Source organism: Pirellulales bacterium, assembly GCA_035499655.1.
In the GTDB taxonomy this organism is placed as follows: domain Bacteria; phylum Planctomycetota; class Planctomycetia; order Pirellulales; family JADZDJ01; genus DATJYL01.
The window spans coordinates 1-24,254 of the sequence record DATJYL010000223.1 but is presented as its reverse complement, the minus strand read 5'-3'; the positions used below and the strand labels follow the sequence as shown (position 1 = coordinate 24,254).

The 24,254-nt window shown below is 57.6% G+C and carries 21 protein-coding genes and 1 tRNA gene; 11 read left to right on the top strand and 11 right to left on the bottom strand.

The genetic code is table 11. The annotated features are described in order from the left end of the window. Positions 1 to 81: 81 nt before the first annotated feature. The 3 genes from katG to VMJ32_17635 all read right to left on the bottom strand — a co-directional run bounded on the left by katG (position 82) and on the right by VMJ32_17635 (position 4,014). Positions 82 to 2,262, bottom strand: a complete 2,181-nt coding sequence (katG, locus tag VMJ32_17645; GenBank protein HTQ40847.1) for a catalase/peroxidase HPI — start codon at positions 2,260 to 2,262, stop codon at positions 82 to 84. A gap of 196 nt (positions 2,263 to 2,458) precedes the next feature. Next, positions 2,459 to 2,947 (bottom strand): phosphoglycerate mutase family protein, encoded by a 489-nt coding sequence (locus VMJ32_17640; GenBank protein HTQ40846.1) that lies wholly within the window; start codon positions 2,945 to 2,947, stop codon positions 2,459 to 2,461. 107 nt (positions 2,948 to 3,054) lie between these two features. Beyond that, a complete protein-coding gene (locus VMJ32_17635) occupies positions 3,055 to 4,014 on the bottom strand; it encodes a hypothetical protein (protein ID HTQ40845.1) in 960 nt (319 codons plus the stop codon). A gap of 126 nt (positions 4,015 to 4,140) precedes the next feature. Here VMJ32_17635 and VMJ32_17630 point away from each other — a divergent pair, with 126 nt between their 5' ends. Then, positions 4,141 to 4,935, top strand: a complete 795-nt coding sequence (locus tag VMJ32_17630) for a sulfite exporter TauE/SafE family protein (protein HTQ40844.1) — start codon at positions 4,141 to 4,143, stop codon at positions 4,933 to 4,935. 217 nt (positions 4,936 to 5,152) lie between these two features. Here the strand turns inward: VMJ32_17630 and VMJ32_17625 are convergent, their stop codons facing one another. The 5 genes from VMJ32_17625 to VMJ32_17605 form a co-directional block, all read right to left on the bottom strand. Then, a complete protein-coding gene (locus VMJ32_17625) occupies positions 5,153 to 6,040 on the bottom strand; it encodes a mechanosensitive ion channel domain-containing protein (protein HTQ40843.1) in 888 nt (295 codons plus the stop codon). 225 nt (positions 6,041 to 6,265) lie between these two features. Continuing rightward, positions 6,266 to 6,514: a hypothetical protein gene (locus VMJ32_17620; GenBank protein ID HTQ40842.1), complete on the bottom strand. Its 249-nt coding sequence runs from the start codon at positions 6,512 to 6,514 to the stop codon at positions 6,266 to 6,268. Between the two features lie 81 nt (positions 6,515 to 6,595). Beyond that, entirely contained in the window at positions 6,596 to 7,192 is a 597-nt protein-coding gene (locus VMJ32_17615) for an RNA polymerase sigma factor (GenBank protein ID HTQ40841.1), read from the bottom strand. 296 nt (positions 7,193 to 7,488) lie between these two features. Next, complete coding sequence (locus VMJ32_17610; GenBank protein ID HTQ40840.1) at positions 7,489 to 9,267, bottom strand: S1 RNA-binding domain-containing protein; 1,779 nt, start codon at positions 9,265 to 9,267, stop codon at positions 7,489 to 7,491. A gap of 140 nt (positions 9,268 to 9,407) precedes the next feature. After that, positions 9,408 to 9,481: transfer RNA gene (locus VMJ32_17605), tRNA-Arg, on the bottom strand. 139 nt (positions 9,482 to 9,620) lie between these two features. Between VMJ32_17605 and VMJ32_17600 the strand changes: the two genes are divergently transcribed. The 6 genes from VMJ32_17600 to VMJ32_17575 all read left to right on the top strand — a co-directional run bounded on the left by VMJ32_17600 (position 9,621) and on the right by VMJ32_17575 (position 16,496). Next, positions 9,621 to 10,295: a hypothetical protein gene (locus VMJ32_17600; GenBank protein HTQ40839.1), complete on the top strand. Its 675-nt coding sequence runs from the start codon at positions 9,621 to 9,623 to the stop codon at positions 10,293 to 10,295. 75 nt (positions 10,296 to 10,370) lie between these two features. After that, on the top strand, positions 10,371 to 11,216 hold the full coding sequence (locus tag VMJ32_17595) for a sugar phosphate isomerase/epimerase (GenBank protein HTQ40838.1): 846 nt from the start codon (positions 10,371 to 10,373) through the stop codon (positions 11,214 to 11,216). Positions 11,217 to 11,293: 77 nt separating this feature from the next. Further along, positions 11,294 to 12,049 (top strand): SMC-Scp complex subunit ScpB, encoded by a 756-nt coding sequence (locus VMJ32_17590; GenBank protein HTQ40837.1) that lies wholly within the window; start codon positions 11,294 to 11,296, stop codon positions 12,047 to 12,049. Between the two features lie 551 nt (positions 12,050 to 12,600). After that, positions 12,601 to 13,374 carry a histidine phosphatase family protein gene (locus VMJ32_17585; GenBank protein HTQ40836.1) on the top strand — a complete coding sequence of 258 codons (774 nt, stop codon included), beginning with the start codon at positions 12,601 to 12,603 and terminating at the stop codon, positions 13,372 to 13,374. Between the two features lie 249 nt (positions 13,375 to 13,623). Then, positions 13,624 to 14,478 carry an acetyl-CoA carboxylase, carboxyltransferase subunit beta gene (accD, locus tag VMJ32_17580; protein ID HTQ40835.1) on the top strand — a complete coding sequence of 285 codons (855 nt, stop codon included), beginning with the start codon at positions 13,624 to 13,626 and terminating at the stop codon, positions 14,476 to 14,478. A 56-nt stretch (positions 14,479 to 14,534) separates the two neighbouring features. Further along, positions 14,535 to 16,496 carry a phospho-sugar mutase gene (locus VMJ32_17575; GenBank protein ID HTQ40834.1) on the top strand — a complete coding sequence of 654 codons (1,962 nt, stop codon included), beginning with the start codon at positions 14,535 to 14,537 and terminating at the stop codon, positions 16,494 to 16,496. 78 nt (positions 16,497 to 16,574) lie between these two features. Here VMJ32_17575 and VMJ32_17570 read toward each other — a convergent pair whose 3' ends face one another. Beyond that, a complete protein-coding gene (locus VMJ32_17570) occupies positions 16,575 to 18,254 on the bottom strand; it encodes an alpha-L-fucosidase (protein HTQ40833.1) in 1,680 nt (559 codons plus the stop codon). A 232-nt stretch (positions 18,255 to 18,486) separates the two neighbouring features. Between VMJ32_17570 and hpt the strand changes: the two genes are divergently transcribed. The 3 genes from hpt (at position 18,487) to glgC (ending at position 21,605) form a co-directional block, all read left to right on the top strand. Further along, positions 18,487 to 19,020 (top strand): hypoxanthine phosphoribosyltransferase, encoded by a 534-nt coding sequence (gene hpt / locus VMJ32_17565; GenBank protein ID HTQ40832.1) that lies wholly within the window; start codon positions 18,487 to 18,489, stop codon positions 19,018 to 19,020. An 87-nt stretch (positions 19,021 to 19,107) separates the two neighbouring features. Then, complete coding sequence (locus VMJ32_17560; GenBank protein HTQ40831.1) at positions 19,108 to 20,202, top strand: glycosyltransferase; 1,095 nt, start codon at positions 19,108 to 19,110, stop codon at positions 20,200 to 20,202. A 113-nt stretch (positions 20,203 to 20,315) separates the two neighbouring features. Next, entirely contained in the window at positions 20,316 to 21,605 is a 1,290-nt protein-coding gene (gene glgC / locus VMJ32_17555) for a glucose-1-phosphate adenylyltransferase (protein ID HTQ40830.1), read from the top strand. Between the two features lie 2 nt (positions 21,606 to 21,607). Here the strand turns inward: glgC and VMJ32_17550 are convergent, their stop codons facing one another. Together VMJ32_17550 and VMJ32_17545 are read right to left on the bottom strand one after the other, a co-directional pair. Beyond that, positions 21,608 to 22,309 (bottom strand): hypothetical protein, encoded by a 702-nt coding sequence (locus VMJ32_17550; GenBank protein HTQ40829.1) that lies wholly within the window; start codon positions 22,307 to 22,309, stop codon positions 21,608 to 21,610. Between the two features lie 106 nt (positions 22,310 to 22,415). Beyond that, positions 22,416 to 22,877, bottom strand: a complete 462-nt coding sequence (locus VMJ32_17545) for a response regulator (protein HTQ40828.1) — start codon at positions 22,875 to 22,877, stop codon at positions 22,416 to 22,418. Positions 22,878 to 23,173: 296 nt separating this feature from the next. On the opposite strand from VMJ32_17545, the gene VMJ32_17540 reads away from it, so the two are divergent. Continuing rightward, positions 23,174 to 24,022, top strand: coding sequence for a CPBP family intramembrane glutamic endopeptidase (locus VMJ32_17540; GenBank protein ID HTQ40827.1), 849 nt, complete (start codon positions 23,174 to 23,176; stop codon positions 24,020 to 24,022). Positions 24,023 to 24,254 lie beyond the last annotated feature (232 nt).

Here is a 24,254-nt window from a genome sequence, read left to right as displayed (position 1 = left end):
TCATAATTCTACCGCGCCACGGAACAACGACGAAGCACCGCAAATTGCCTCCCCCGACCGCGACCATGAACTAGCCAGGGCCTACAATCGGGCGAGGTCGAAGCGATCCAGGTTCATCACCTTGTTCCAGGCGGCGACGAAGTCGTGGACAAACTTTTTTTGGCCGTCGGAGCTGGCGTAAACTTCGGCCAAGGCCCGCAGTTGGGAATTTGAGCCGAACACCAGATCGACCCGCGTGGCGGTCCACTTGGGCTGGCCCGTTTTGCGATCGCGCCCTTCGAACATGTCGGCTTCTTTGGTGACCGGCCGCCATTCAGTGCCCATGTCCAAGAGATTCACGAAGAAATCGTTGGTGAGGGTTTCCGGCCGCTTGGTGAACACGCCGTGCTTCATGGCGCCGGCATTGGTATTGAGCACGCGCATGCCGCCGATGAGCACTGTCATTTCCGGCGCTGTGAGCGTCAGCAGTTGGGCCTTATCAACCAGCAGCGCTTCGGCCGGTATGGTGTATTTGCCCTTGAGGTAATTGCGGAAGCCGTCGGCAATGGGCTCCAGCACGGCGAACGATTCCACGTCGGTTTGCTCTTGCGAAGCATCCATGCGGCCTGGTGAGAAGGGAACCGTGACTTGAACATCGGCATTCTTCGCAGCCTGTTCGACGCCGGCGCACCCGGCTAGAACAATCAGATCGGCCAGCGAAATCTTCTTGCCGCCGGTTTGGGCGCCGTTGAATTCACGTTGAATTCCCTCCAAAGTTTTCAACACTTTTGCAAGTTGGGCCGGCTGATTCACTTCCCAATCTTTTTGCGGCGCCAGTCGAATGCGGGCGCCGTTTGCGCCGCCGCGCTTGTCGGAACCGCGGAATGTGGAGGCCAAAGCCCAGGCGGTCGAAACGAGTTGCGATACCGAGCAACCGGATGCGAGGATTTTGCTTTTGAGCGCCACGATGTCGCCGGCATCGATCAATTTGTGATTCACCGCGGGAATCGGATCCTGCCAAATCAGTTCTTCCTTGGGAACCTCCGGACCGAGATAACGGGCGCGGGGACCCATATCGCGGTGCGTCAACTTGAACCAGGCCCGGGCGAAGGCGTCGGCGAATTGATCGGGATGCTGCATGAACCGCCGGCAGATTTTTTCGTACGCCGGGTCAAGCCGCAGCGACAAGTCGGTGGTGAGCATCGTCGGCAGGCGTTTTTTCGACGGATCGAACGCATCGGGAATGGTCGCTTTCGCTCCTTTGGCCACCCATTGATGCGCGCCAGCCGGGCTTTTGGTCAGCTCCCATTCGTTGCCGAACAAATTCTCCAGGAAGTTGATGCTCCACTTCGTGGGCGTGGCGGTCCAGGTGACTTCCAGTCCGCTGGTGATTGCGTCGCGGCCACTGCCCGTGCCAAAGCTGTTTTTCCAGCCCAGGCCTTGCTCGTCGAGACCGGCCCCTTCGGGCTCAACCGCCACATTGGTTGCCGGGGCGGCGCCATGCGTTTTGCCGAACGAGTGGCCGCCGGCGATCAGGGCGACGGTTTCCTCGTCGTTCATGGCCATGCGCTTGAAGGTTTCGCGAATATCGACCGCGGCTTTGACCGGATCGGGATTGCCGTCGGGACCTTCGGGGTTAACGTAAATCAGCCCCATTTGCACGGCAGCCAGCGGATTTTCGAGTTCGCGAGCGCCAGAATAGCGCTGGTCGCCCAGCCATTTCTTCTCAGCGCCCCAGTAAACATCCTGATCGGGCTCCCAAACATCTTCGCGGCCGCCGGCGAAACCGAAAGTTTTGAATCCCATGGTTTCCAGCGCGACATTGCCGGTCAGAATCATCAGGTCGGCCCAGGAAATTTTGCGGCCGTACTTTTGCTTGATCGGCCACAGGAGCCGACGGGCCTTGTCCAGGCTGACATTGTCCGGCCAACTGTTCAGCGGCGCAAAGCGCTGCTGGCCGCGCCCGCCGCCGCCGCGGCCATCGCCCGTCCGGTAGGTGCCCGCACTGTGCCAGGCCATGCGAATGAACAACGGGCCGTAGTGGCCGAAATCGGCCGGCCACCAGTCTTGCGAATCGGTCATCAGCTTCGCAAGATCTTTCTTGACGGCGGCCAAGTCCAGACTGTTAAACTCTTTGGCGTAGTTGAAATCCGACTCCATGGGATTGGACTTGGAGGAATGCTGGCTTAGTAGTTCGAGCTTCAACTGGTTGGGCCACCAGTCGAGATTCGACGTGCCGCCGCCGGCAGCGTGCCTGAACGGAAATTTTGTTGCAGTGGACATGATAGATGCCTTGCGGGTGGAAGAATGCGAATCGATTTCGGCAAGTTTATGCCGGAAGCGCCTCAAGCGACAATCAAGAAGGTGAGCCCCAGAGCGGCGCTGAATTTTAACAATAATGATTATTGATAACAAGGATGCGGCAGGAGGGGCCAGCGGCTGCGGTCTGGTGTCGTGTGCGACAACAAATCGCCTGAATTCACACGCCCAGCAGCTTTGCCGTGGCCAGCCATTGCAACTCGCCCTTGCCGATGGCCATTTCCTCTTCAAAGCGGATGGCCGCGACGGCCCCTTTGCGAATGCGAATGCTGGCACTGTCGCCGCCAATCAGTCGGGCCACCAAATGCCGCACGTCGGGGTCGTGACCTACCCACGCGATTTCGTCATGATTCGCTTCTGCGGTCCATTGAACCAGCGATTCCAAGTTCGAGCCGGGGGCTAACGCATCGAGCTGCACGATGCTTGGCCGACTGGGAAATCGCTTGGCAATGATCTCCGCGGTTTGCACGCAGCGCACCAGCGGACTTGTCGCGATCATCGCCGGCGCAAAGCGCACGTCGGTCAACCGTTTCAACAATTTATTGAACCGCTTTTTACCGTCGTCGGTCAGCGGACGCAGCAAATCGTCGGGCCACTGCCCTTCGTCACGGTCTCCGGCCCACGCATGGCGAACAACGTAAAGAATCATGATGTAGGATCGAGGGGTTAGAGGCGAGAGACGAGGATGTTTGGATTGTAATTGAAGGCGGCGGGCATCTCAAATCGCCACTGTGAGACTAGCGGGCAAAAAGACTTTCACCGGCTGCGCCACAGAATGTGGTCCTCAATTGCCAATTCGCGCTGTGCGGCGGCAATTTGCTTTCTGAAGCGATGCGAATCGCTCGGATAGCCCGCCGTCGGTTTCAAACCCGGCACCCGGGCACACCAAAATTCGTTGAACGGGCGCATTGCCGCTTCACGCAAGTATTTGGAAGTCATCGAGGCCAAGGCGACGGGCAAAAAACGCTCGCCCTGGACGTAAAAGCCAATCTCCACGCGCCGCTCTTCAGGCCCGAAGCGATAACAACTGATGCCCTCTGATTCCTGCCGCACTTCAATCCACGCATCTTCAAATTGGATTTGCAACAACGGATGATAATAATCTCGCCCGCCGTGCTTGTCGCAAAACACTTGCACGCAACCCTGTGGCACTAGCGTCAATGCCTCGGCCACCAGGCCCAGCGTGATGCGCGACAAGGCGTCGGCCTTATTGCTGGCCTCGACAAGCCGATTGAATTCGTCAGGAAACACGGCGCGAGACAGCAGCCCCATCAATCGCACGCCGAGTGTTTCCAAACCGGACTTGAGCACATCGATCAGCGCCGCCAACTCTTCGCCGTCGGTCCACAGCGGCACATCGGCCGCGTAACCCAGGTGCCACGGCAATTCGTCGATGCGCGGGGCGAATTGCGGATCGAGCCAATGCCACAGCTCGCACCATTGACGCGGCATTCGACCCAACAATCCCAGCGCCGCCAGCACGCCACGCTCCAGATGTTCCAGCCCGCAGACGTTTTTGTAAATCGCTTTGGAATCGGCCCAGACAATTTTCTTTTTGCTCGCCCGCGCGACTTGCGCCGTCACATGCCGTCGCAAATGCTTGTAGAGCGCTGCGCAATCGAGGCCGTCGTCGATGTCCCACACCGTGGCGGTAATTACCAAGGGTCCAAAGTTTGGGCCGTAACCGGCTTCGTCCGTGCCGATGAGATAGGGCATTACGCGGGTTCAGGGTTCAGGGTTCAGTTTCCATACAGCGAGAGCGAGTATATCCTGATTTTGCTATGGCGCGGAGGCGGGGCACATCGGCTAGCACGCAACCGCATCGCACGTTACACTCCGGCCATGAATTGGGAAATAATTTTAGTATGCTGTGCGGCGATGGCGGCCGGAGCGGTAAATTCTGTGGCCGGCGGCGGCACGCTGCTGACATTTCCCGTGCTGACGGCCGTGCTGATGCGTAAATTCGGCGATCACAAACACGCCGACGTGGTTGCCAACCAAACCAGCACCATGGCGCTGATCCCTGGAATTTTCGCCGCCGCTTGGGGTTATCGCAGCCAGCTCAAACATTCGCGCCACTGGCTCAAGTGGTTGTTGCCGCCGAGTTTGCTGGGCGGGTTGCTCGGCGGCTGGTTGGTCGTTGGCTTTCCCGATCAATTCAGCGCGCTGGTGCCGTGGCTGATTTTGACGGCGGCCGTGCTGTTCGTGCTGCAACCGCAAATTGCCCGTTGGACCGGCATTGGCGCGCCGCATGCCGAGCCGCACGGCGGGACGCTGATCGCGATCATCGTGTTTCAATTCTTCGTGGCGATTTACGGCGGCTACTTCGGCGCCGGCATCGGCATTCTCATGCTCAGCGCGCTGGGCCTGATGGGCCTGGCCGACATTCACGTAATGAACGGTCTAAAAAATTGCTTGGCCTTTGCCATCAATATCATGGCGCTCACCGTGTTCTTGACGCGCGGAGAAATCGATTGGTCGCTGGCCGGCCCAATGATCGCCTGTTCGATGCTCGGCGGCTTTGTCGGGGCCACGCTGGCGCAGAAAATCGACAAAGTCGTCGTGCGGCGGATTATCGTCGTCATCGGCTTTTCCCTGGCGACGTATTACTTCTGGCGGCAGTTCAGTGGAAAATGACCAATGCCCAAGCACCAATGACCAATGAAAAGTAAGGATTGAAACCAACATTGATCATTGGGATTTGGTCATTAGTCATTCAAAAAAAGTCGGCCCTGGGAATCCGCAAGGAACTCCCAGGGCCGCTGTCGTTTTCCGCCTAAACGACGGTAACTCTTTGTTAAACGAGGTGCGATTGAGCCGGCGATGACATCGCCGGCATTGTATCACTCGGGCCTTACCGCACGGCCTCGTTCAGCATTTTGGAATTCGGAACACTGTGCCGATTCAGCATGCCTTCCTCTTCGGTTTCGATAATCGTCGCCACCGGACCGACTTCACGCACCGTGCCTTCCAAGCGACCCACGGTTACATGGTCGCCCGCTTGCAAGCGTTGCCGCACGTAGTACCCGGCCAAAATGCCGGCCATCGTGTCGCGGCCTCCCAAGCCCAGCGCCAGTCCGAAGCCCAAGGCCAATCCGCCGAACACGATCAGGATGGCGTAATTCAGCAACTCAAAATGAATGTGCAGTTGGTCGAACGCGGCCATGAACACCATCAGGCCCATAATGTAATAGCAGCCATTGGCCAAGTGGTCGGCATAGCTGATGCCCACGCGGTCAGCGCTGGTGGCAATCACACCCCGCAGGAAGCCGGCCACGAGCAAGCCCACCACGACCATCACCGTGGCGACCAACACGTTAGGAATGTACGCCACGACTTGACTAATCGAATCGGAAACCGAGGTGATTTTCAAAATGTTGAACCCGGCCATCAAAAACACCAGCATCAATCCCCAAAACACAATCGTGCCCACAATCGCCGGCACGTTCCGCTTGATGTTCATGTGGGTCATCGATTCCCACAATCCGCTGCGCTCGGCGGCGCGTTGCAAGCCGGCGCGTTCACACAACAGCGTAACAGCCCGAGCGACTAACTTGGCGACGAAATAGCCCGCCACCAGCACAATAATCGCGGCCAATACCCGGGGCGTGTAATCGACAATTTGGGCCCAGGCGTTTTCGAAACTGGTTTTCAAAGCGGTGCCCGCGCCATTGGCCGTTTCTGCAAGCTTGTCGCCCACATTGCCGGCGGTTTCGGTGACTTCTGCCAAAATTGCAAACATACAATCTGCTCCTTTCAGTCCGGTGGACTGAGTTGTTGGGTCGCTTCGCGCGATCAGTAAAAGAAGGTGAGTCGAGAAAAACTTAATTTCCGCAGCCTCCGTTCTGCGAAACACTTCGTGTTGAATTGAAAATTCGGTGATTGGTTCGGGGAACCGCTGCAAAGTCCGGCGTTGAACCGGCGAGTTGCCCTCTCACAGTTTGGGTTGCCGGGGAAAGTCGCGGCGTCACATGGGCCCTGGGCCTCGGTCGGTTTTGGTCGGTAGTTTTCCCGTAACTGTAAGCTGCACAACGCCTAACGCCGCTTTGACAAAATGCACAATGGCGAATCCAAATCCGCGAAACAGAAAATCGCAAATCTGTCCCACAATTAGACGGCTGTTAATCCGCCGGTGAATGGCGCGGTCAAACGCCTTGGTGGGCGGCGCCGGCGGAACCGGCAGCTCGGCAAGTTGTTCCAATAAATCGGTTGGCATGGGTAGATCCGAAGTTTGTTTTCGTCAGTGAATTACAGTTATAAATTTTGCTAAACCGCAAGCGGCGTGAAACCGCCACGATTAAGTTTCATCATTTCCGTTTTTCGTGCTATGGGGTTCGTCTGTTTTGTCGCCAAATCGCTGTTGAATTTTTTCTCGCGCGCGGCTAATCCGCATTTTGCACGCGCTAACGCTCAATCCGAAAATTTCCGCTAACTCTTCGTGGCTATAATTTTCCGCGTATTTAAGGATCAGTAGTGCTCGATCTTCTTCGCCCAATATGTCGAGCATTTGCAGCAAATCGAGCGATAATCCTTCCGTGGGCGCTGGAGTGCCGGGCGAATGGGCCTCGATGGTTTCCTCGCTGGTCACGCTTTCGCGCCGCTGTCGCCGCCCACGCCCACGCCGCAACGTTAAACAGGTGCGGACCGCAATTCCGTGTACCCAGGTGCTGTACTTAGAGCGGCCTTCAAACTTGGCGCGGTGCAAAAACAACCGCACGAAAACTTCCTGGGCGGCGTCGCTGGCGTCGTGTTCGTTGCCCAGCAAGCGATAGCAAATATGCCACACCCGCTGGCGAAATCGCTCCACCAGTTCTACAAAGGCGGGGCCGTCGGACCCTTCGCGGGCCGCTTCCGCCGCCAACTGCTCGTCGCTGAGTTGATGAACATCGATCACAATCAATCCTACGACGAGCACGTGCCCACAAGGCCTGCTCGCGGCACATCCTTGCGCCTGGTATCGATCTATGAGTTGCCGACGCGAACTATTGGCGTCACAACGACTTAGCCGCTGGACCGTGTCGCCCCGTTTGTGCCTTCGCAACCGTTTTTATGGCCTAGAGATAGGGCACGGCTTTGCCCAGACTACCAATCGAATCACAATCGGGCCGGCCGGGTCAAGAGCGATTGGCGTAGGTCCGGCTTTCGAGCCTGACAGGTCAGCCTGGAAAGGCTGACCTACGCCAGAATTCGCTACCACTTCAGGCCGAATTTATCCCCCAGCGGCGAACGCCCCAGACCGCCTTGCAGCGGCACTTTGCGCTGCTTTTTCTTCGGCGGTTCGGCGGGCGGGGCAGTGGCTGCTACAAAAGATTCGCCCGCTTCGGCATCGACTGATTTTTCTTTGGGCGGCTCCGGCGGCGGACCGAGCACTTTGATCGACAAACTAATCCGCTGATTTTCCGGATCGACCGACAGCACCTTCGCTTCTACTTGCTGTCCCTCCTGCACCACGTCGGTCACTCGATGCACACGCTTGTACGACAGCTCCGAAATGTGCACCAGCCCCTCCACGCCAGGCTCCAGTTTCACAAACGCGCCGAAATCCATGATCCGCGACACCATGCCGCTGACTTTGCTCGTCACCGGATATTTCGCCGGCACTTTGGTCCAAGGGCTTTCGAACAAATCGCGGTAGGCCAGGCTGATTTTGTGCGTGTCCGGATCGATCTTCTGAATTTTCACTTTTACTTTTTGGCCGACCGTCAGCACTTCGCTGGGATGCTTGATGCGGTCCCAGCTCATTTGGCTGACGTGAATCATCCCATCGATGCCGCCCAAATCGACAAACGCGCCAAAATCGCGAATGTTCCGCACCGTCCCATCGCGCACCTGCCCCACTTCCAATTGCGATAAAAGTTGCTGCTTGGCTTCAGCCTGCTCGCGCTCCAAAATGGCACGGCGACTGAGCACTAAATTCCGCCGCTCCTGGTTCGCTTCGACCACCACGCAGGGCCAGCTTTGGCCGACGAACTCCTCAAAATTTTCCACGCGGTAAATCGAAATCTGACCGGCTGGAATGAATCCGCGAATTTTATTCACTTCGCACTCCAAACCGCCTTTATTGTGTCCAGTAATGCGCGCTTCGACAGTGATTCCCTCTGCAATATCGGTCCAATCGCCCACTTGCACGCTGGCGCCAATCGGCGTCAGTTCGTACAAGCCGTCGTCGGCATTGAATCGGTTAACAACCACTTCGATTTGATCGCCCACATTCGGCTCTTGCGGCAGCGTGTGCAGCGTGAGTACGCCTTGATTGCGGCCCCCCAAATCGACAAACACGTTGTCGCGAAAAATACGGGCTACTGTTCCGGTCAGCCGCGCTTCGGGCTCCAACGGCTCACCAGAGGCTGTGCCCGTTGCGCCGCTTGTTTCGGCGGCAATCATTTCGTCCAGCGATTGATCGCCCAGCGCTGCTTCCAATTCCGCTTCCAACTCCGGCGAGAGGGGCGCTCGTAAATTTGGCAGTTCGACTTTCTCGGTCGGCAACGCAGGCACTTCGAACTTGGATTTCTTGGCCGCTGCTTTGCGTAGCACAACCGCGGCACTCCCCAGTTCCTCGGGCTTAAGGGGCGCCTCCGGGCGCGGAGGTTTTTTCGCCACGGGCTTGGCCGGATATTGTTCGTGAGATGGCGGACGCTCCACCGGCTGATGCTGGATGGGTTGCTGCGGCGCGCCACCGGGCGCTGCTCCTTGTCCCGGTACTGTGCGAAAGGCCACTTTGGCCCGCGGCTCAACCCGCGGCACCGCGACACCTGGCCGCTGTGTGCCAATGCGAATGCGCGGCTTGGACGATTCCGCCGAGGCATCGCCTGACGTTTCGGCAGCGGGCGCGGCGGTTTCCGGCGCAATCGCTTCAGGCGCAGGTTGCACAGGAGGTGAAGATTCAGCAGCCGAAGCCGTTTCCGTGGCGGAAGAAGAAACGCCTTCAGATTCCGGCGAAGGCGATGCAGCGTGCGGATCGGCAGTCATGGATCGACAAAATACGTGAACGGGGAAGCAACAGCAGGGGCCAGAAGCAGCCAGCCGGTATCAAACTAGTTTAACGAGCCGCCCCAGCCCGCGAAAGTGCCCGTTTTGGGCCATTGAGTATTGCGAAATCTGTCTCACAGTACCCCCGGCAGGACTCGAACCTGCAACCGCCGGATTAGAAATCCGATGCTCTATCCAGTTGAGCTACGAGGGCATAAACGCTGGCGCGCCGCTAGCCAACGCTTCCATGCTATCAATCCTAGTTCATCGGACCTCGGGCGAAAAGCGAACTTCTTCCATCGGGGTTGCCAATACGACCACCCAGAGGAGAATAGGCTAAACCATCTCCAATCATGAATTATTTCGCGCACGGTTATCGCTTTATCGAGCAGCCTTACCTGCTGGCCGGCACCGCCGTGCCTGATTGGCTCAGCGTGGCCGATCGCCGGGTGCGTACCCGCTCGGACCGGGCGCTGGAGTTTGTGAATCATGCCGATCCGCGCGTGGCGGCCGTAGCCCAAGGCATTGCGCAACATCATCACGATGATGCCTGGTTTCACGACACCCTGGTGTTCAATCAACTCTCGGGGGCGTTGAGTGTTTTGTGCTACAGTGCCCTGCCGCCGGACGAAGGTTATCGGCCTAGTTTTCTCGGCCACATTTTGGTGGAACTGCTGCTCGATGCCGCGCTGATTGCCAGCGATCCCGCCCGCTTGGACCGCTATTACACGGCCATGGAAACCGTCGATCCCCATATCGTGCAACACACCGTAAACGGCATCGCGCGAAATTCGACCGACCGGCTGACCTGGTTCATTGTGCGCTTCTGCCAGGTGCGGTTCTTGTGCGATTACGCCGACGATGCCAAACTATTGTTTCGCCTGAATCAGGTGCTGCTGCGAGTGCGGCTGACGGCTTTGCCCCATTCGTTTATTGACGTGATTGGTCAGGCGCGGCAAATGGTTACGGCCCGGGCCGGGGAATTGTTTCACCAAGCAAATTCTTGCGATCAGCGACTGGCGAGTTGAGTGCTCGTCGCCACTCGGTTGTTTCGCGATTGATTCCTGAATGTAGACACTCATCTACTCTTTTGCACCGCCGCCATGCAATTCGGCATCAACTTGCTGCTGTGGACCGATCGGCTGCACGACGACCTGCTACCCGTGCTGGAAATGCTCAAAGAGCAGGGCTGGGACGGAGTCGAAGTGCCCATTCACGATCTGACTTTGGATTACCAGGCCTGGGGTCGGCACTTGGATCATCTGGATTTGCGTCGCACCGCCTCGATGGTTCGTACCGCGGCCGACAACCCCATCAGCCCCGATCCCAAAATTCGCGCCGCTGCCGTCGAGGCCACCAAGCGCACCCTGGATTGTTGCCAGGCGCTGGGCGCGGAAATGCTGATTGGTCCCTATCACTCGGCCATCGGCGAATTCACGGGACAGCCGCGCACCAAAGACGAATGGCGCTGGGGTGTGGAATGCATGCGTCAAGTGGCCCAGCACGCCGAACAAGTGGGCGTTACGCTGGGCCTGGAATTCCTTAACCGTTTCGAGTGCTATTTTCTCAACTGTGTGGCTGACACGGTGAATTTCGTGCAAGCCGTCGACCATCCCCGCTGCCGGATGATTTTCGATACATTCCACGCCCACATTGAAGAAAAAAATCCCCTGGCCGCGCTGCGCGTCGCGGCACCGCATTTGGCGATGGTACATGTGTCCGAGAATGACCGCGGCACGCCCGGCCACGGGCAAATCGCTTGGGATGAAACTTTCAGGACGCTCAAAGAAATTGGCTTCGATGGCTGGCTGGTGGTCGAGGCGTTCGGAACAGCCCTGCCGGGCTTACAAGCCGCGACCAAAATCTGGCGGCGGATGTTCGAATCTGAAGAGCAACTAGCCCGCGATGCGCTGGCGCACTTGCGCGCCGGAATGGCCAAAAAACTTTGAAATTGAACCCGCCAGATTCGGGCAGCCTTGGGGTTCATCTTGCCTTGGCGGCATCTGCGGCGCTATAGTGCGCTATCATGCCCCATTCTTCCTCCAACCCGATGCCGCCTGAATCGGCCGGTATGTCGCTCGATCAGCTCAGCCAGGCGTTTGCTGCTATGCTGGGGCAAACGACCGATTCTCCCTTGCCTCCGCTGGTTGTCGCCGGCGATCCTGTCCTGGCGGCCGACGCAAACGAGCGGGCCGCGCAATCTGCCGCCAATAGCTCAGCACCGACCAGTGCTGATCCAACCGCTGACGATTCGTTTCCTATCAGTCCGCGGGCCATTTTGGAAGCCATGCTATTCGTCGGTCGGCCCGACAACGCTCCTTTGACCAGCGAACAAATGGCCGGCCTGATGCGCGGCGTCACCCCCGAAGAAATCGACGGTTATGTCCGTGATTTGAACGTCCATTACAAAGAGCAAGGCTGTCCTTACTCCATCGCCTCCCAAGGGACTGGCTACCGCCTGGTGTTGCAGTCCGAGTACGGGCCGTTGCGGGAGCGAATGTTGGGACGAACGCGTGCGGCCCGGCTGTCGCCGGCGGCCATCGAAGTGTTGGCCTTGATCGCCTACAACGAACCATTGACTTCGGCCGAAGTAACCCGGCTGCGAAATGCTCCCAGCGGCCATATTTTGCGCCATTTGGTCCGCCGCCGACTGTTGCGATTGGAACGGGGCGACGCCAAACCCAGCCAAGCAAAATACTTCACCACGCCCAGATTTTTGGAAGTCTTTCGACTACGCAGCCTGGAAGATTTGCCCCGCAGCGACGATTTGGCGCGGCACTAAGCCCCTCGCAAGCTTCACGGTGGCGCGGGCAGTTACGGCCCTCCACTTCCTGCTTGCAAGCACCCTCCATAAGCGTGGTTCAAATACACCCATCGAATTTATGGATTTACACTTAACTTATTGCACGACATAGCTTTGCAGATAATCAGCATCGGTCTCCATATACCGATTTCCGAAAAGCTGGTACAATCGAGTCTGTGGCTAGGCTGTTTTTTAACAGTGGGAATTCAAGGCTTGGCCGCCACGGTCAGCATGTTTTGACCGCCATTCGGGAGTGCAAACAATTTTACCTAAGTTGAAGTCGTCCTCCGGTCGCCCAAGGTGGGTTGCTGTCTAGACGGCGCGGCACTACCCGTTCCTTCTCCATAAGCACATTCGTGATTGCCACCTTTATGGTCGCGCATTGCGATTGCAAGCCGCTGGAACTAGGCGAGGAAAACTCGCGCGCGCTCCTGTCGCGGGCTTGGCCATGTCTCGCGCTGGTATATCGTTTTCCAAAACGCGGCGGGTGTTCCGCTAGTCGGGGGCAGTTGTAAACTCAATATCCGTTTATGGTCCAAATCATTCTCGTTCGACCCGGTCAAACCGATTACGATCACCAAGCCCGTATTCAAGGCATCCTCAACATTCCATTGAGCGAAGCCGGCCGGCAGGCCGCCGCTCAAACGGCTGAAAAATTGCAGCCTTATCTCCCCAAGGCCCTGTATTGTTCTCCCTCTCGCTCGGCCGAGGAAACCGCAGTCATTATTGGACAAAAGCTGGAATTGAATCCGAAATCGCTCGATCGGCTGCAAAATGTCAACTTGGGTTTGTGGCAGGGAATGCTCGTCGAAGAAGTTCGCCTCAAACAGCCCAAGGTTTACAAACAGTGGCAGGAACGTCCAGAAACCATCCAACCTCCCGATGGCGAAATGTTGGCCGCAGCGCTCAAGCGGGCGACCGAGGCAATCGAAAAGCTGGCCCGCAAGCATCGCTCAGGGACCATTGTATTGGTCATTCCGGAACCATTGGCGAGTCTGGTTCAACATCGCATCTTGGGCACGCCCTGGAGCGACTTATGGCGCGCAGCCAACGGTTGCAGCCGCATCGAAGTGATGAACGTAGATAAAGACACTCCCCTATCGTCTCCGGCCCCCGCCACGGGTGCAATGGGCACGATTAACGGCACGTCGCCAAAGGCCGTTAATGGCACGGTCGAAAGCCGCATTGATACAGCTGTCCCGGCGAAGCCGTCAACCCATACGCCCCCGATGGTCTATCGAGGCGCCACAGTCATTCCACCGCCAAGCCGCAGCCAAGGCTCAGCGGGAACGTCGCCGCGGTAAATGTTCTATTCGTGATTTGACAACGGCTTTCGGGAACCGCCATATTTCAGTTTCCCAGCCCAATCTCGGGTGACGCTCCTTGAAAATATGGCATCTAAATTAGCCAAACACCGCAAATTCGAGAGCGACACACCCTTAAAAAGCGGTTAAACTTGACTTAATGTCGTTGTTGGCTTGGCAACTGGATCAGATCGATCAAATTGGCGATCAACCAGACGTATCAGCCGCCAGGAGAAAGCGAGTTCATTCGTGGCCACGGGCAATATCGAATCTGCAGCCGGCGAACCTCCCACAGGCCGCCGCCCTAAACGCGGCGTTCCCGAAGGTCTCTGGCTGCAATGTCCCGGCTGTCAGGCCACCATCTATAAAAAAGAAGTTGAACGGCGGCTGAATGTTTGCCCCGAATGCGAATATCATCTGTACGTGCCAGCCAAGGAGCGCATCCGCCAAGTGCTCGACGAAGGCACGTTCGAGGAATGGTTCGCCGAAATACTGCCCGCCGATCCGTTGGGATTTGCCGACAAAAAACCATACGCCGAACGACTCAAGGCCGAGCAAAGACGGACCGGACTCCGCGATGCCGCCATCACCGGCACCGGCATGATTCGCGCCCGCCGCGTCGCCTTCGGCGTCACCGATTCCGCCTTCATCATGGGAAGCATGGGCTCCGTCGTGGGCGAAAAGCTCACCCGGCTCACTGAACGAGCCACCGCCGAAAAGCTGCCGCTGATCATTGTCAGCGGCTCCGGCGGCGGCGCTCGCATGCATGAGGGCATTTTATCGCTGATGCAAATGGCCAAAGTTTCCGCCGCCTTGGCCCGCTATCACGATTTGGGCGGACTGTTCATCTCCGTCCTCACTAATCCGACCATGGGCGGCGTGGCCGCCAGCTTTGCCTCGCTCGGCGATTTGGTCTTCGCCGAGCCTAAAGCCCTGATCGGCTTTGCCGGCCCGCGAACCATCAAGGCCACCATCCGTCTTGAACTGCCTAAGGGCTTCCAAACCAGCGAGTTTCTGCTGGAACACGGCTTCATCGACCGCATTGTCTCCCGCGCCGATCTCAAAACCGAAATCGCCCGCGCCATCGACTACTGCGGCAAATAGCCCCTCGGTTCGGCTCGCCCCTCTGCGATCGTTCGCCCGCCCATTACAATGCCAGCATGTCTGCTGCCGCTTCCGTCATTGACGCCGCGCAAATCGACGCCGCGCTTTCGGCGCTGAAATCTGCCCAAGTCGCCGGCCAGCTTTCCGCCAGCGCGGTCGAAAACATCCGCACTTGGCTCACCAAGCCGCACTATGCGGATTATGCGCCGCGAGTTCTTGAGCACATTCAGGCCCAACAATGGCGCGAATTGGACGACGCTTTTTGGACCGTCATTCCGTTCGGCACCGCTGGCCGTCGCGGACGGATGTACCCCATCGGCACCAATGCCATCAACGATCGCACGATGGGTGAAAGCGTGCAGGGCCTGGCGGATTACGTTTTGTCCGTAGTCCGTGGCCCGTCGTCAGTTGCTACGACCAACATCCATTCCACGGACCACGGGCAACGGACCACGGACATCTCTTGCGCCATCGCCTACGACACCCGCCACCGTTCACGGCAATTCGCCGAACTGAGCGCGGAAATCATGGTCGCCAACGGCTTCCAAGTGCTTTTCCTCGACGGCTTTCGCCCCACGCCGGAACTTTCCTTCACTGTGCGCAACCGACATTGTGCGTGCGGCATCATGATCAGCGCCAGCCACAACCCTCCGTCCGACAACGCCATCAAAGCATTCTGGTCCACCGGCGGACAATTGCGCGCGCCGCATGACGAAGGCATAATTCAATGCGTGGGCCGCGTCACAACGATCAAACGGACGTCCTTCGCCGAGGCGGTTTCCGCCGGCCGCATTCAATTCTGCCAGGCCGAAAGCGACGCGGGCTACCGCGCCGCCGTGCTGGCCCAAAGTAAGCGTGGCTCACGTGATTTAAAAATTCTCTACTCTCCCCTGCACGGTGTCGGTTTGACTTCAGTGCTGCCGATCTTGCAGGCCGACGGATTTCAAAACGTCGAAGTCTATCAGCCGCACGCCGCACCCGACGGCGATTTTCCGCATGTGCCCAATCACGTGGCCAATCCTGAGAACACAGCGGTGTTCGACACGCTGATCGAACACGCCAAAACCAGCAACGCCGACATCGTTCTCGCCAGCGATCCTGATGCCGACCGCATCGGCTGCGCCGCCCCATTAACAATCACCCCTCACTCCTCACCCCTCGTCCCTTCCTCATGGTCCACTCTTTCCGGCAATCAAATCGGCGCGCTCCTCGGCGAATTTTTGCTGCGGCGGCTGGAACAATCCGGCCAACTCACGTCGCAGCATTACGTCATCAAAACACTGGTTACCAGCGACATGATTTGCCGCGTGGCTGAAGGGTTCGGCGTTCGCGCTTATGGCGACGTACTGACAGGCTTCAAGTGGATCGGCAGCAAAATTGACGAACTCGGCCCGGATAAGTTCGTGTTCGGTTTTGAGGAGGCCCACGGTTATTTGGCCGGCACGTATGTCCGCGATAAAGATGGCGCCATCGCAGCCATGCTACTAGCCGAGCTGGCCGCCGAATGCAAAACGCATGGCCGCACGTTGCACCAGCAACTCGACATGTTGTTTTTGCAATACGGCTGCCACCAGGAAAAAAGCATCAACCACACGCTTCCCGGCGCCGACGGTTTGGCGAAAATGCAGGCTGTCATGCAGCGGCTGCGGACCAATCCGCCCCGGCAATTGGGCGGCATGAGTGTGCGGCAAGCGCGAGATTATTTGCGGCAACAAGTGCTCACGAAGGCAGAAGGCAGAAAGCAGAAAGCAGAATATGGCGGTCAGTGGTCGGTGATCAGTGGTCAGGAAACGCTGGGCGACGTGCCGCCAAGCGACTTGTTGATTTTCGATCTCGACCCGCCCGGCAATCGCGCTGCCGTACGCCCCTCCGGCACGGAACCCAAGCTGAAATTCTATCTGTTTGCCTACGAACCCCCCGAGAAATCGGCCGATTTAGTCGCCACCAAAGAACGGCTATCCGTACGATTGACGAGCATCGAGAAAAATTTGCTTGCCGCCAGCGAGTCGGACAAATGAGGAATGACCAAGTCCCAATGACCAATGAGTGTTATGCTCGCCGGCCGTTTGGTCATTGGTCATTCTCCATCCACCGGATCATTTGAAATTCACCCGAAACGCCGCCACTTCTTCGCTGGCAAATTTCTCCGGGGGGTGAATCGTGAGCCCCTCGTCCGTCTGCTCCCACTTCAACTTCTGGTCGCTGCCCAACAGCTTAATATCCGACACCGGTTTGGTTGTCGCAGCTGACAATCCCAACGCCTTCACGTTCACCTCGCCGGTCGGCAGGCCCAGGCAAAACACATACAGTGTGCCGTCTTTAGTCGTAAAGCGCAAATCGTCGGCCGTATATTTCACGCGCCCTTCATTAAACATGCCGCCGGTTACTTTCGTCGGTCCTTCGCCATACACCGTCCACGGCCGCGTGCCGAAAATTCCTTCACCATTGACATCCATCCATTTCGCCAGGCCTTGCAAAACAGCGACTTCATCGCTGTCGATCGTGCCGTCCCCCTTCACCGGAATATTCAGCAGCAAGTTGCCGTTCTTGCTCACGATGTCCACCAGCATCCGCACCACCTGGCCGACGGTCTTATACCGATGTCGCTCGAACGTGCCCCGGTCGTAGTGCCACTGGCCAATACACGTGTCGGTTTGCCACGGATCAGGTTGAATTTGGTCGCTAAACCCGCGCTCGTAATCTTCCACCAGCCCGGCACGATGTTCCGGCTTCAACTTCTTCGCATCGAGCACCGCCTCCAAATGGCCGGCGTGAGCCGACATGTTCGAATTGTAATAATGGGCCGCGATGTCCAATCCCGTCTGGCCCAGCGGCAACTCCGTGTCGTCAAAATACAGCAAATCAGGATGGTATTTATCGACCAAGTCCTGGCACCGCAAAAACCACGTGTTCACAAATTTGGGATTATCCGGCGGCGGCTCTTCCGTCCACTTGCGGTCGTGCTGATTATGCCAGTCTTGTCCTTCCTTAATCGTTTTCAGCCCCGGAGGCATCACCATGTTCGGCCCCGTGTATAACTCCTGCGGATCCAATCCTTCCCACCATTTCCCTTTCCCGTCAGCCATGGTCAAAAAACCGTCGTACGGCACGCCGGCTTTGTCCCCCTCGGCGTCGTAACCGTACGCGGTCTGAAACCAATGCCAGGCATGCGCCGAATGGTTCGTCACGCCAAACCGCAACCCATTTTCGCGGGCCACCTTAGCCCACGTGCCCACAATGTCTTTATGAGGTCCCACGCGCACCGAGTTCCACTCGTGATACTTCGAATCGTAATTGTCGAAGTTGTCGTGATGGTTTGCCAGCGCGACAAAATACTTGGCCCCCGCCGCTTTATAAAGCTGCATCAGCTTTTCGGGATCCCAATTCTCGGCGTGCCACAGGTTGTCGATGTCTTTGAAGCCAAACTCCGACGGATGTCCGTAATGCGCCACCTGATATTGATAATCTTTGTCTCCCTGAATATACATCCGGCGCGCGTACCAATCGCCTTGTTCCGGCACGCACTGCGCAGTCCAGTGCGCCCAAATGCCGAACTTGGCGTCCCGAAACCAATCCGGACAATGATAATTCTGCTCGAGCGATTCCCACGTGGGCTGAAACGGTCCAGCCGCGATGTTCCGCTCCGCCGATGTTTGAATGGCTTTGGTTAAATCGACATCGGCAGCGAATGTTGCCCAAGCGATGAGCGCGGCCAGCGCAGCGCAGACCGCGGCACAGCCGCTTCGAAAGTTCAGCCGCCGCTTCAACCAGCGCATGGGCGTCTTCCTCTGAAAGAAGTTTGATTTGCACCAAAAGGACATCCCTAACCAAACTATAAATGCTGCAACTGGCGGCCACAAGCTGCTTTCGCCGACCACGTTCATCGCGACAATTAGCGCTAAATTCTTGCTTTCGCTCCTCGCAATTTTTCCAGGTCGCTCCTAAAATGGCGGCTGCTATATTTTGCCGTGGCGCGATTCCCCAAAAAATCCACCGGAAGGATCCTTCGTGAAAACCGTTCTTACTGCCGACCAATTGCACGCCGGCGTCGATCGCCTCGGTCAGGAAATCAACCAATTCTACAACGGTCAGCCGCTCATCATTGTCGGCGTGCTCACCGGCAGCATTGTCCTCTTGGCTGATTTAATTCGCCGCCTAATCATGCCGCTGCGCGTCGGTTTGGTGCAGGCCTCCAGCTATCGTGGCGCGGCCATTGACCCGGGACAGTTGACCATCAACTTCGATCTGCTGCCCGACGTGAAAGGACGGCACGTGCTGTTGATCGACGATATTTTTGATACCGGCAAAACGCTGATCGCCCTGGTCGACGAACTTCGCAAACACAACCCCGCCAGTGTCCGCTGTGCCGTGCTGTTGCGCAAGCAAGGACGTCAGGCGGTGATGATGGAGCCGGAATATGTCGGCTTCGAAATTCCCAATGCGTTCGTCGTCGGTTATGGACTAGATTATCAAGACGCCTACCGCAATCTGCCGTACCTGGCCGCGCTGGAAGAACACGAAATCGGGCAAAAAGTGCATTGAACAAGTTTGCAGCGCGCAATTCCCGCAACGGCCAGCGCTCGCCGGAGATTGCCCGTCATCTTTTCACCCTGTCGATGATTTGCCTCTGTGACCCGTCGCATACTGTACATCGTTTCCGATCTGCAACCCAGCGGGACGACATCGCAATTAAAGCTGTTAGCGGCCGGGTTAGCGCGCGAGAAATTCGAATTGCACGTCGCGGCATTGAACTGCGGCGGACACGCCACGGCGGATTTACAAAGCACCGGAATCGATGTGGCCGTCATCGGCCGGCGCTGGCTTCTCGACCCTCTGGCTTTTAGTCGCCTGCGAAAACACATCGATCGCTTACAGCCCGATCTTGTCCAAACGTGGCAGTTCCACGCTAACGCCTACGGTCGGGCTGCGGCACTTGCTGCCGGAGTGAAAGGCATTATTGCCACGGAACGAACCGTCGACACTTGGAAAGTCGATTTCCAATGGGCCATCGACCGGCGCCTGACGCGCCGCACTCAACGGATCATCGCCAATTCGGTGGCCGTGAAAAATGCTTGCGTCGCACACGGGTTGCCGGCCGAAAAGTTCACGCTCATTCCCAACGCCGCCGATGCGCCACCGCCGTGCGCACTTTCTCGCAGCGATTTGCTTGCGGAGCTCGGCCTCCCCGCGGAGGCTAAACTGATTGCCTTCGTGGGACGCTTGGAAAAGCAAAAACGAATCAAGGAATTGATTTGGGCCACCGATCAATTGAAAGCAGTTGGTGTACCCGCACATTTGTTGATCATCGGCCAAGGCCCGTTGCAAAATCGCTTGGAGCGATATGCCCGGCTGAACCAAATCGATAGCCGCGTGCATTTTCTTGGTGTTCGCGACGATGTGCCCTGCTTGTTGCAGCACGTTGATGTGCTCTGGCAAGCCGGTGACCGCGAAGGTCACTCCAGCGCCGTGCTGGAAGCAATGGCCGCCGGCGTTCCCGTCGTTGCCGCCGATGCCGCCGGCAATCGCGAATTGGTCGTCCCCGCCGAAACCGGCTTTCTCGTCCCGCTTACCGAACGCGCCGGTTTTGCCCGCGCCACTCTGCCGTTGTTGGAAAATTTGGTTTTGGCTCAACGCCTGGGCGAAACCGCACAGCGCCGCGTCCAACAGTTTCATGCGGCGCCCCAACTGCTCGCAGCTTACACAAAGGTGTACGAAGAACTGTGACGCATGTCGCGCATTCAAATTGACCCACGACTTTAAAACTTTCCCGTTTGCCCCCACGCTGACCTGCGTTAGAATGGAAGGCCCCAGGTTTGGCGGTACTTGGAGAGTCTGTAATGCATCATTTATTGAATGGCCAGGTCAAGCGGCCCAGCATCTTAGCAGTCATCCTAGCCGGTGGCAAAGGGACGCGCTTGGAGCCGTTGACACGCGACCGGGCCAAGCCGGCCGTTCCCTTCGGCGGCCTGTACCGCATTATCGATTTCACCTTGTCGAATTGCCTGAACAGTGGCCTCCGCAAGGTGCTGGTCCTCACGCAGTACAAGGCCAGCAGTCTCGATCGGCATCTCACCCTCGGCTGGAAGCAATTGCTCTGCCGCGAACTGGACGAGTTTATCGACGTGTTGCCGCCGCAGCAGCGCATCGACGAACATTGGTACCAAGGAACCGCCGACGCCGTTTATCAAAACATTTACACCCTGGAAAAAGAACGCCCCGATTATGTGGTCATCCTGGCCGGCGATCACATTTACAAAATGAATTACGACTCCATGGTGCAAGCGCACCTCGAAAAAAACGCCGACGTCACCGTCGGCGTGCTGCGCGTCCCGGCCCAGGAATCGCGGCATTTCGGCGTGGTCGAAATGGAAGTCGATGGCCGAGTCACTAGCTTCGAGGAAAAAAATCCCCAGGCCAAAACCATTCCCGGCGATTCACGACATTGCCTGGCCTCGATGGGCATTTACGTCTTCGGCGCGAGGTTTTTGTTCGAGCAGTTATGCCTCGACGCGACGCAACCCGGCAGCCAGCACGATTTCGGCCGAAATATCCTGCCGTCCATTGTCGACACGCACCGGGTGTTTGCCTTTCCCTTCCATGACGAAAACCGCAAGCAAGACGCCTACTGGCGCGATGTCGGCACGTTGGATGCTTACTACGAAGCCAACATGGATTTAGTGGCCGTCGATCCGCTGCTGAATATGTACGATATGCAATGGCCCATCCGTACGTACCAGCCGAATTATCCGCCGCCAAAATTTGTGTTTGCCGAAGATGGCCCCGATGCCCGTCGCGGCGAAGCGCTCGATAGTGTCGTCTGCAACGGCTGCATTGTTTCCGGCGGCCACGTCCGACGCTCCATTCTCGGCCCCAACGTCCGCATCAACAGCTTTGCCAAAGTTGAAGATTCCATTTTATTCGAAGGCGTCGACATCGGACGCCACACGTTCGTCCGCCGCGCCATCATCGACAAACGGGTCCACATTCCCCCGGGCACGATGATCGGCTACGATGCTGAACAAGACCGCGCCCGCGGCTTCACGGTTACCGAAAAAGGCGTCACCGTCATCGCCAAGGCCGAAGGCGTCGAACACTTTTTCGAAGCCGAACCGGCCGAGCAGATGTGATTCTAAGCCACTTGGCAAGACTCACCAGTTTCATTCCACCGATACAACCACGCGCCGCGCTGTCTGCCCACCGTTTGCACAGCGCCCATTTTTCGCAACACATAAGCCATGCGTTGCGCTTCCCAGCGATGCACGTCCAATCCCGTCGCCAGGTGTGCCGTATGAAAGGGATCCGGCAGCGCGCACGGAATGAATTGCCGCAAATCCGCCGCCGTGGCGACATGCAACGTTTGCAGAATGGCCACCAACTTGAGATCTTCCACTGTGAACGATTTCCGCCATCTCCCGCCTCGACGTGGCCGCCGCGGATGACGCCATTCTTCGACATCCACCAGCGGCACGTCCATCGATAAATTACGGTGCGGAAACGCACGGGTGAAATAGACCAGCTCGTCAAAAATCTCGCACAACCGGCCCTGTCGCGGACTGAACCGCCGGTCGGTGATTGGTCCGCCGCGCCGGCTCCGCCTGATCAAAAGCTTGCGACCCACGATCGGTTTGACTATTCGCACCCTGTGCCGCCGCGTCAGCCGCCGAATTTTATCGCGAATGGCCCATAGCGGCCCGTGTTGAATTTCGATGAGTTCCCGCTCCCGTTCGTTTTCCACGATGGCATCGACGCGGAACCGCCCTATGCGAACCTCCATCCGCCCCGCCGCGCCGGCGTACATCCGCTTCAGCTCTCGATGCAGCGATGTTTCCATGAAAGCGCATTTGCCGGGCAGCGGGCAGACGCAAAGCATTCGGGGGCAGAGGCAAAATGCAGAATGTTGCGGGAGAGAATAGTGCGCCGCTGGCCACACGGCAACGTCACTTCGGGCCCGCGCCGTCTTCCATCCTCTCGATGTACCGCCGCAACCGTTCCAATTCGTCGGTCACGTGATGCAGCTTCAGCATGTTTTCCACCCGCTTCAGCAGTTCCAGCTTGTTCACGGGCTTGCTTAAAAAATCGTCGGTGCCGGAATCGACGGCCCGCTCGATGTCCCCCAATTCGTTGAGGGCCGTCACCATCAATACCATAATGTCTTTGGTTTGGGGGTCCTGTTTCAGCTTCCGGCATACCTCAAAGCCGCTGAGCTTAGGCATCATGATGTCCAGCAATATCAAATCGGGCTGGAAAGCCGCTACCTTGTCCAGGGTGTCGCGCCCATCCACGGCCACAGCGATTTCGCAATCGAACTCAGCCAAAAACGCCTCCAACAGCTCCACGTTGGGAGCGTTGTCGTCGGCTATCAATATGCGGCTTTTACGAGGCGACGAAGTTTTGGCCATGGCGGATGTTTCTCACAGGGTGCGGCGCGTTTCCAGCTGTGCCGATTATAGAGGCGCACACCGCTGTCTTGGAATGGGGATTTAGCAGTAGGGTTCGGGGTTCAGTAGTTCCAAAGCAGCGGTGAGATGTTACTTCAACACGTTCCGAAATCGCATTTGAAATGAATGGCTGCTTACATCGCTGCCGCAATCAGCCGATGGTATTTTACTGAACCCCGAACCCTGAACCCTTCCAATAGCAACGATCGTTCTCACAAAATCGCCTCGCTCGCGGCGCTTCAAGCGACAAGGTTATTTTGTCCGAAGTATTGACCAAGGGCAGCGGCGACTTTTCTCGCCCGCCGCGCGGCGCATCCACAGCATTCATCTTACCGTTCATGCAGGCGGCAACCACCAGCAACTCCATCGCGGTTGGCAAATTCTACGGCGATTATTGGCAGCAATCGCGCCGACCGCTCACCAGCCTAGCGTTTGTAACGCCTTTGTTGATTGTGTACGAACTGGGCGTCTTGTGGCTCGGACCCCAAGCCATGCGCAATGGCGCCGATGTCTGGCTCCGCCAACTGCTCGATCTGTTGGGCTTCAGCCAATATTTCCTGCTGCCGTTGCTAACTTTGGGTCTGCTCGCCGGTTGGCACCACGTGACACGGCAACCCTGGCGCGTTGCGCCCGGCGTGCTGTACGCCAAGCTGGCCGAATGCGTGCTGCTGGCCGTGGCGCTGGTAGTGATTGCGCGGATTCAAGCGAACTTGCAGTCGTTGGTCACACGCGAAGCTCCACCCGCCGTGTTGCACGCCTCGCTGGGAATGACGCTGGCCAACGCCCTGCGGCGATTAATTAGCTTCATGGGCGCTGGCATTTATGAAGAATTGCTCTTCCGCCTGATGATGGTCCCGCTGCTAGCGCAAGTGTTGCGCTGGTGCGGATGTCAACAAGCTTGGGCCTGGGCCGGCAGCGCCCTGCTGTCGAGTTTGATTTTCGCCGCCGCCCATCACGTAGGCGCCTTGGGCGAGCCCTTCCAGTGGTACGCCTTCCTATTTCGCGCCACCGCCGGTCTGTTTTTTGCCGCGCTCTTTTTGTATCGCGGCTTCGGCATCGCCGTCGGCACGCATGCGGTGTACGATGTGTTGGTTGGGCTGTTCTAAACGTCAACCCGTCGCTGCAAATCTCTTTCGCGCGCCGTTTTTCCAGCGCATTGATATTTGTCGCGGCAAATTTTGCAAGCCCACTCTGCGCATTTTTTTACATCAAATTGTTTCCTCTTCGCCAAACTTTTTCCGCGAAATTGTGCGGCACGGAACTTGCTTCACAGCGCCGCGTTTGCTGCTAGCAACCGGTAAAGTCCGCAGAGAATTGCGCCGCCGTTTTTGTCAAGTC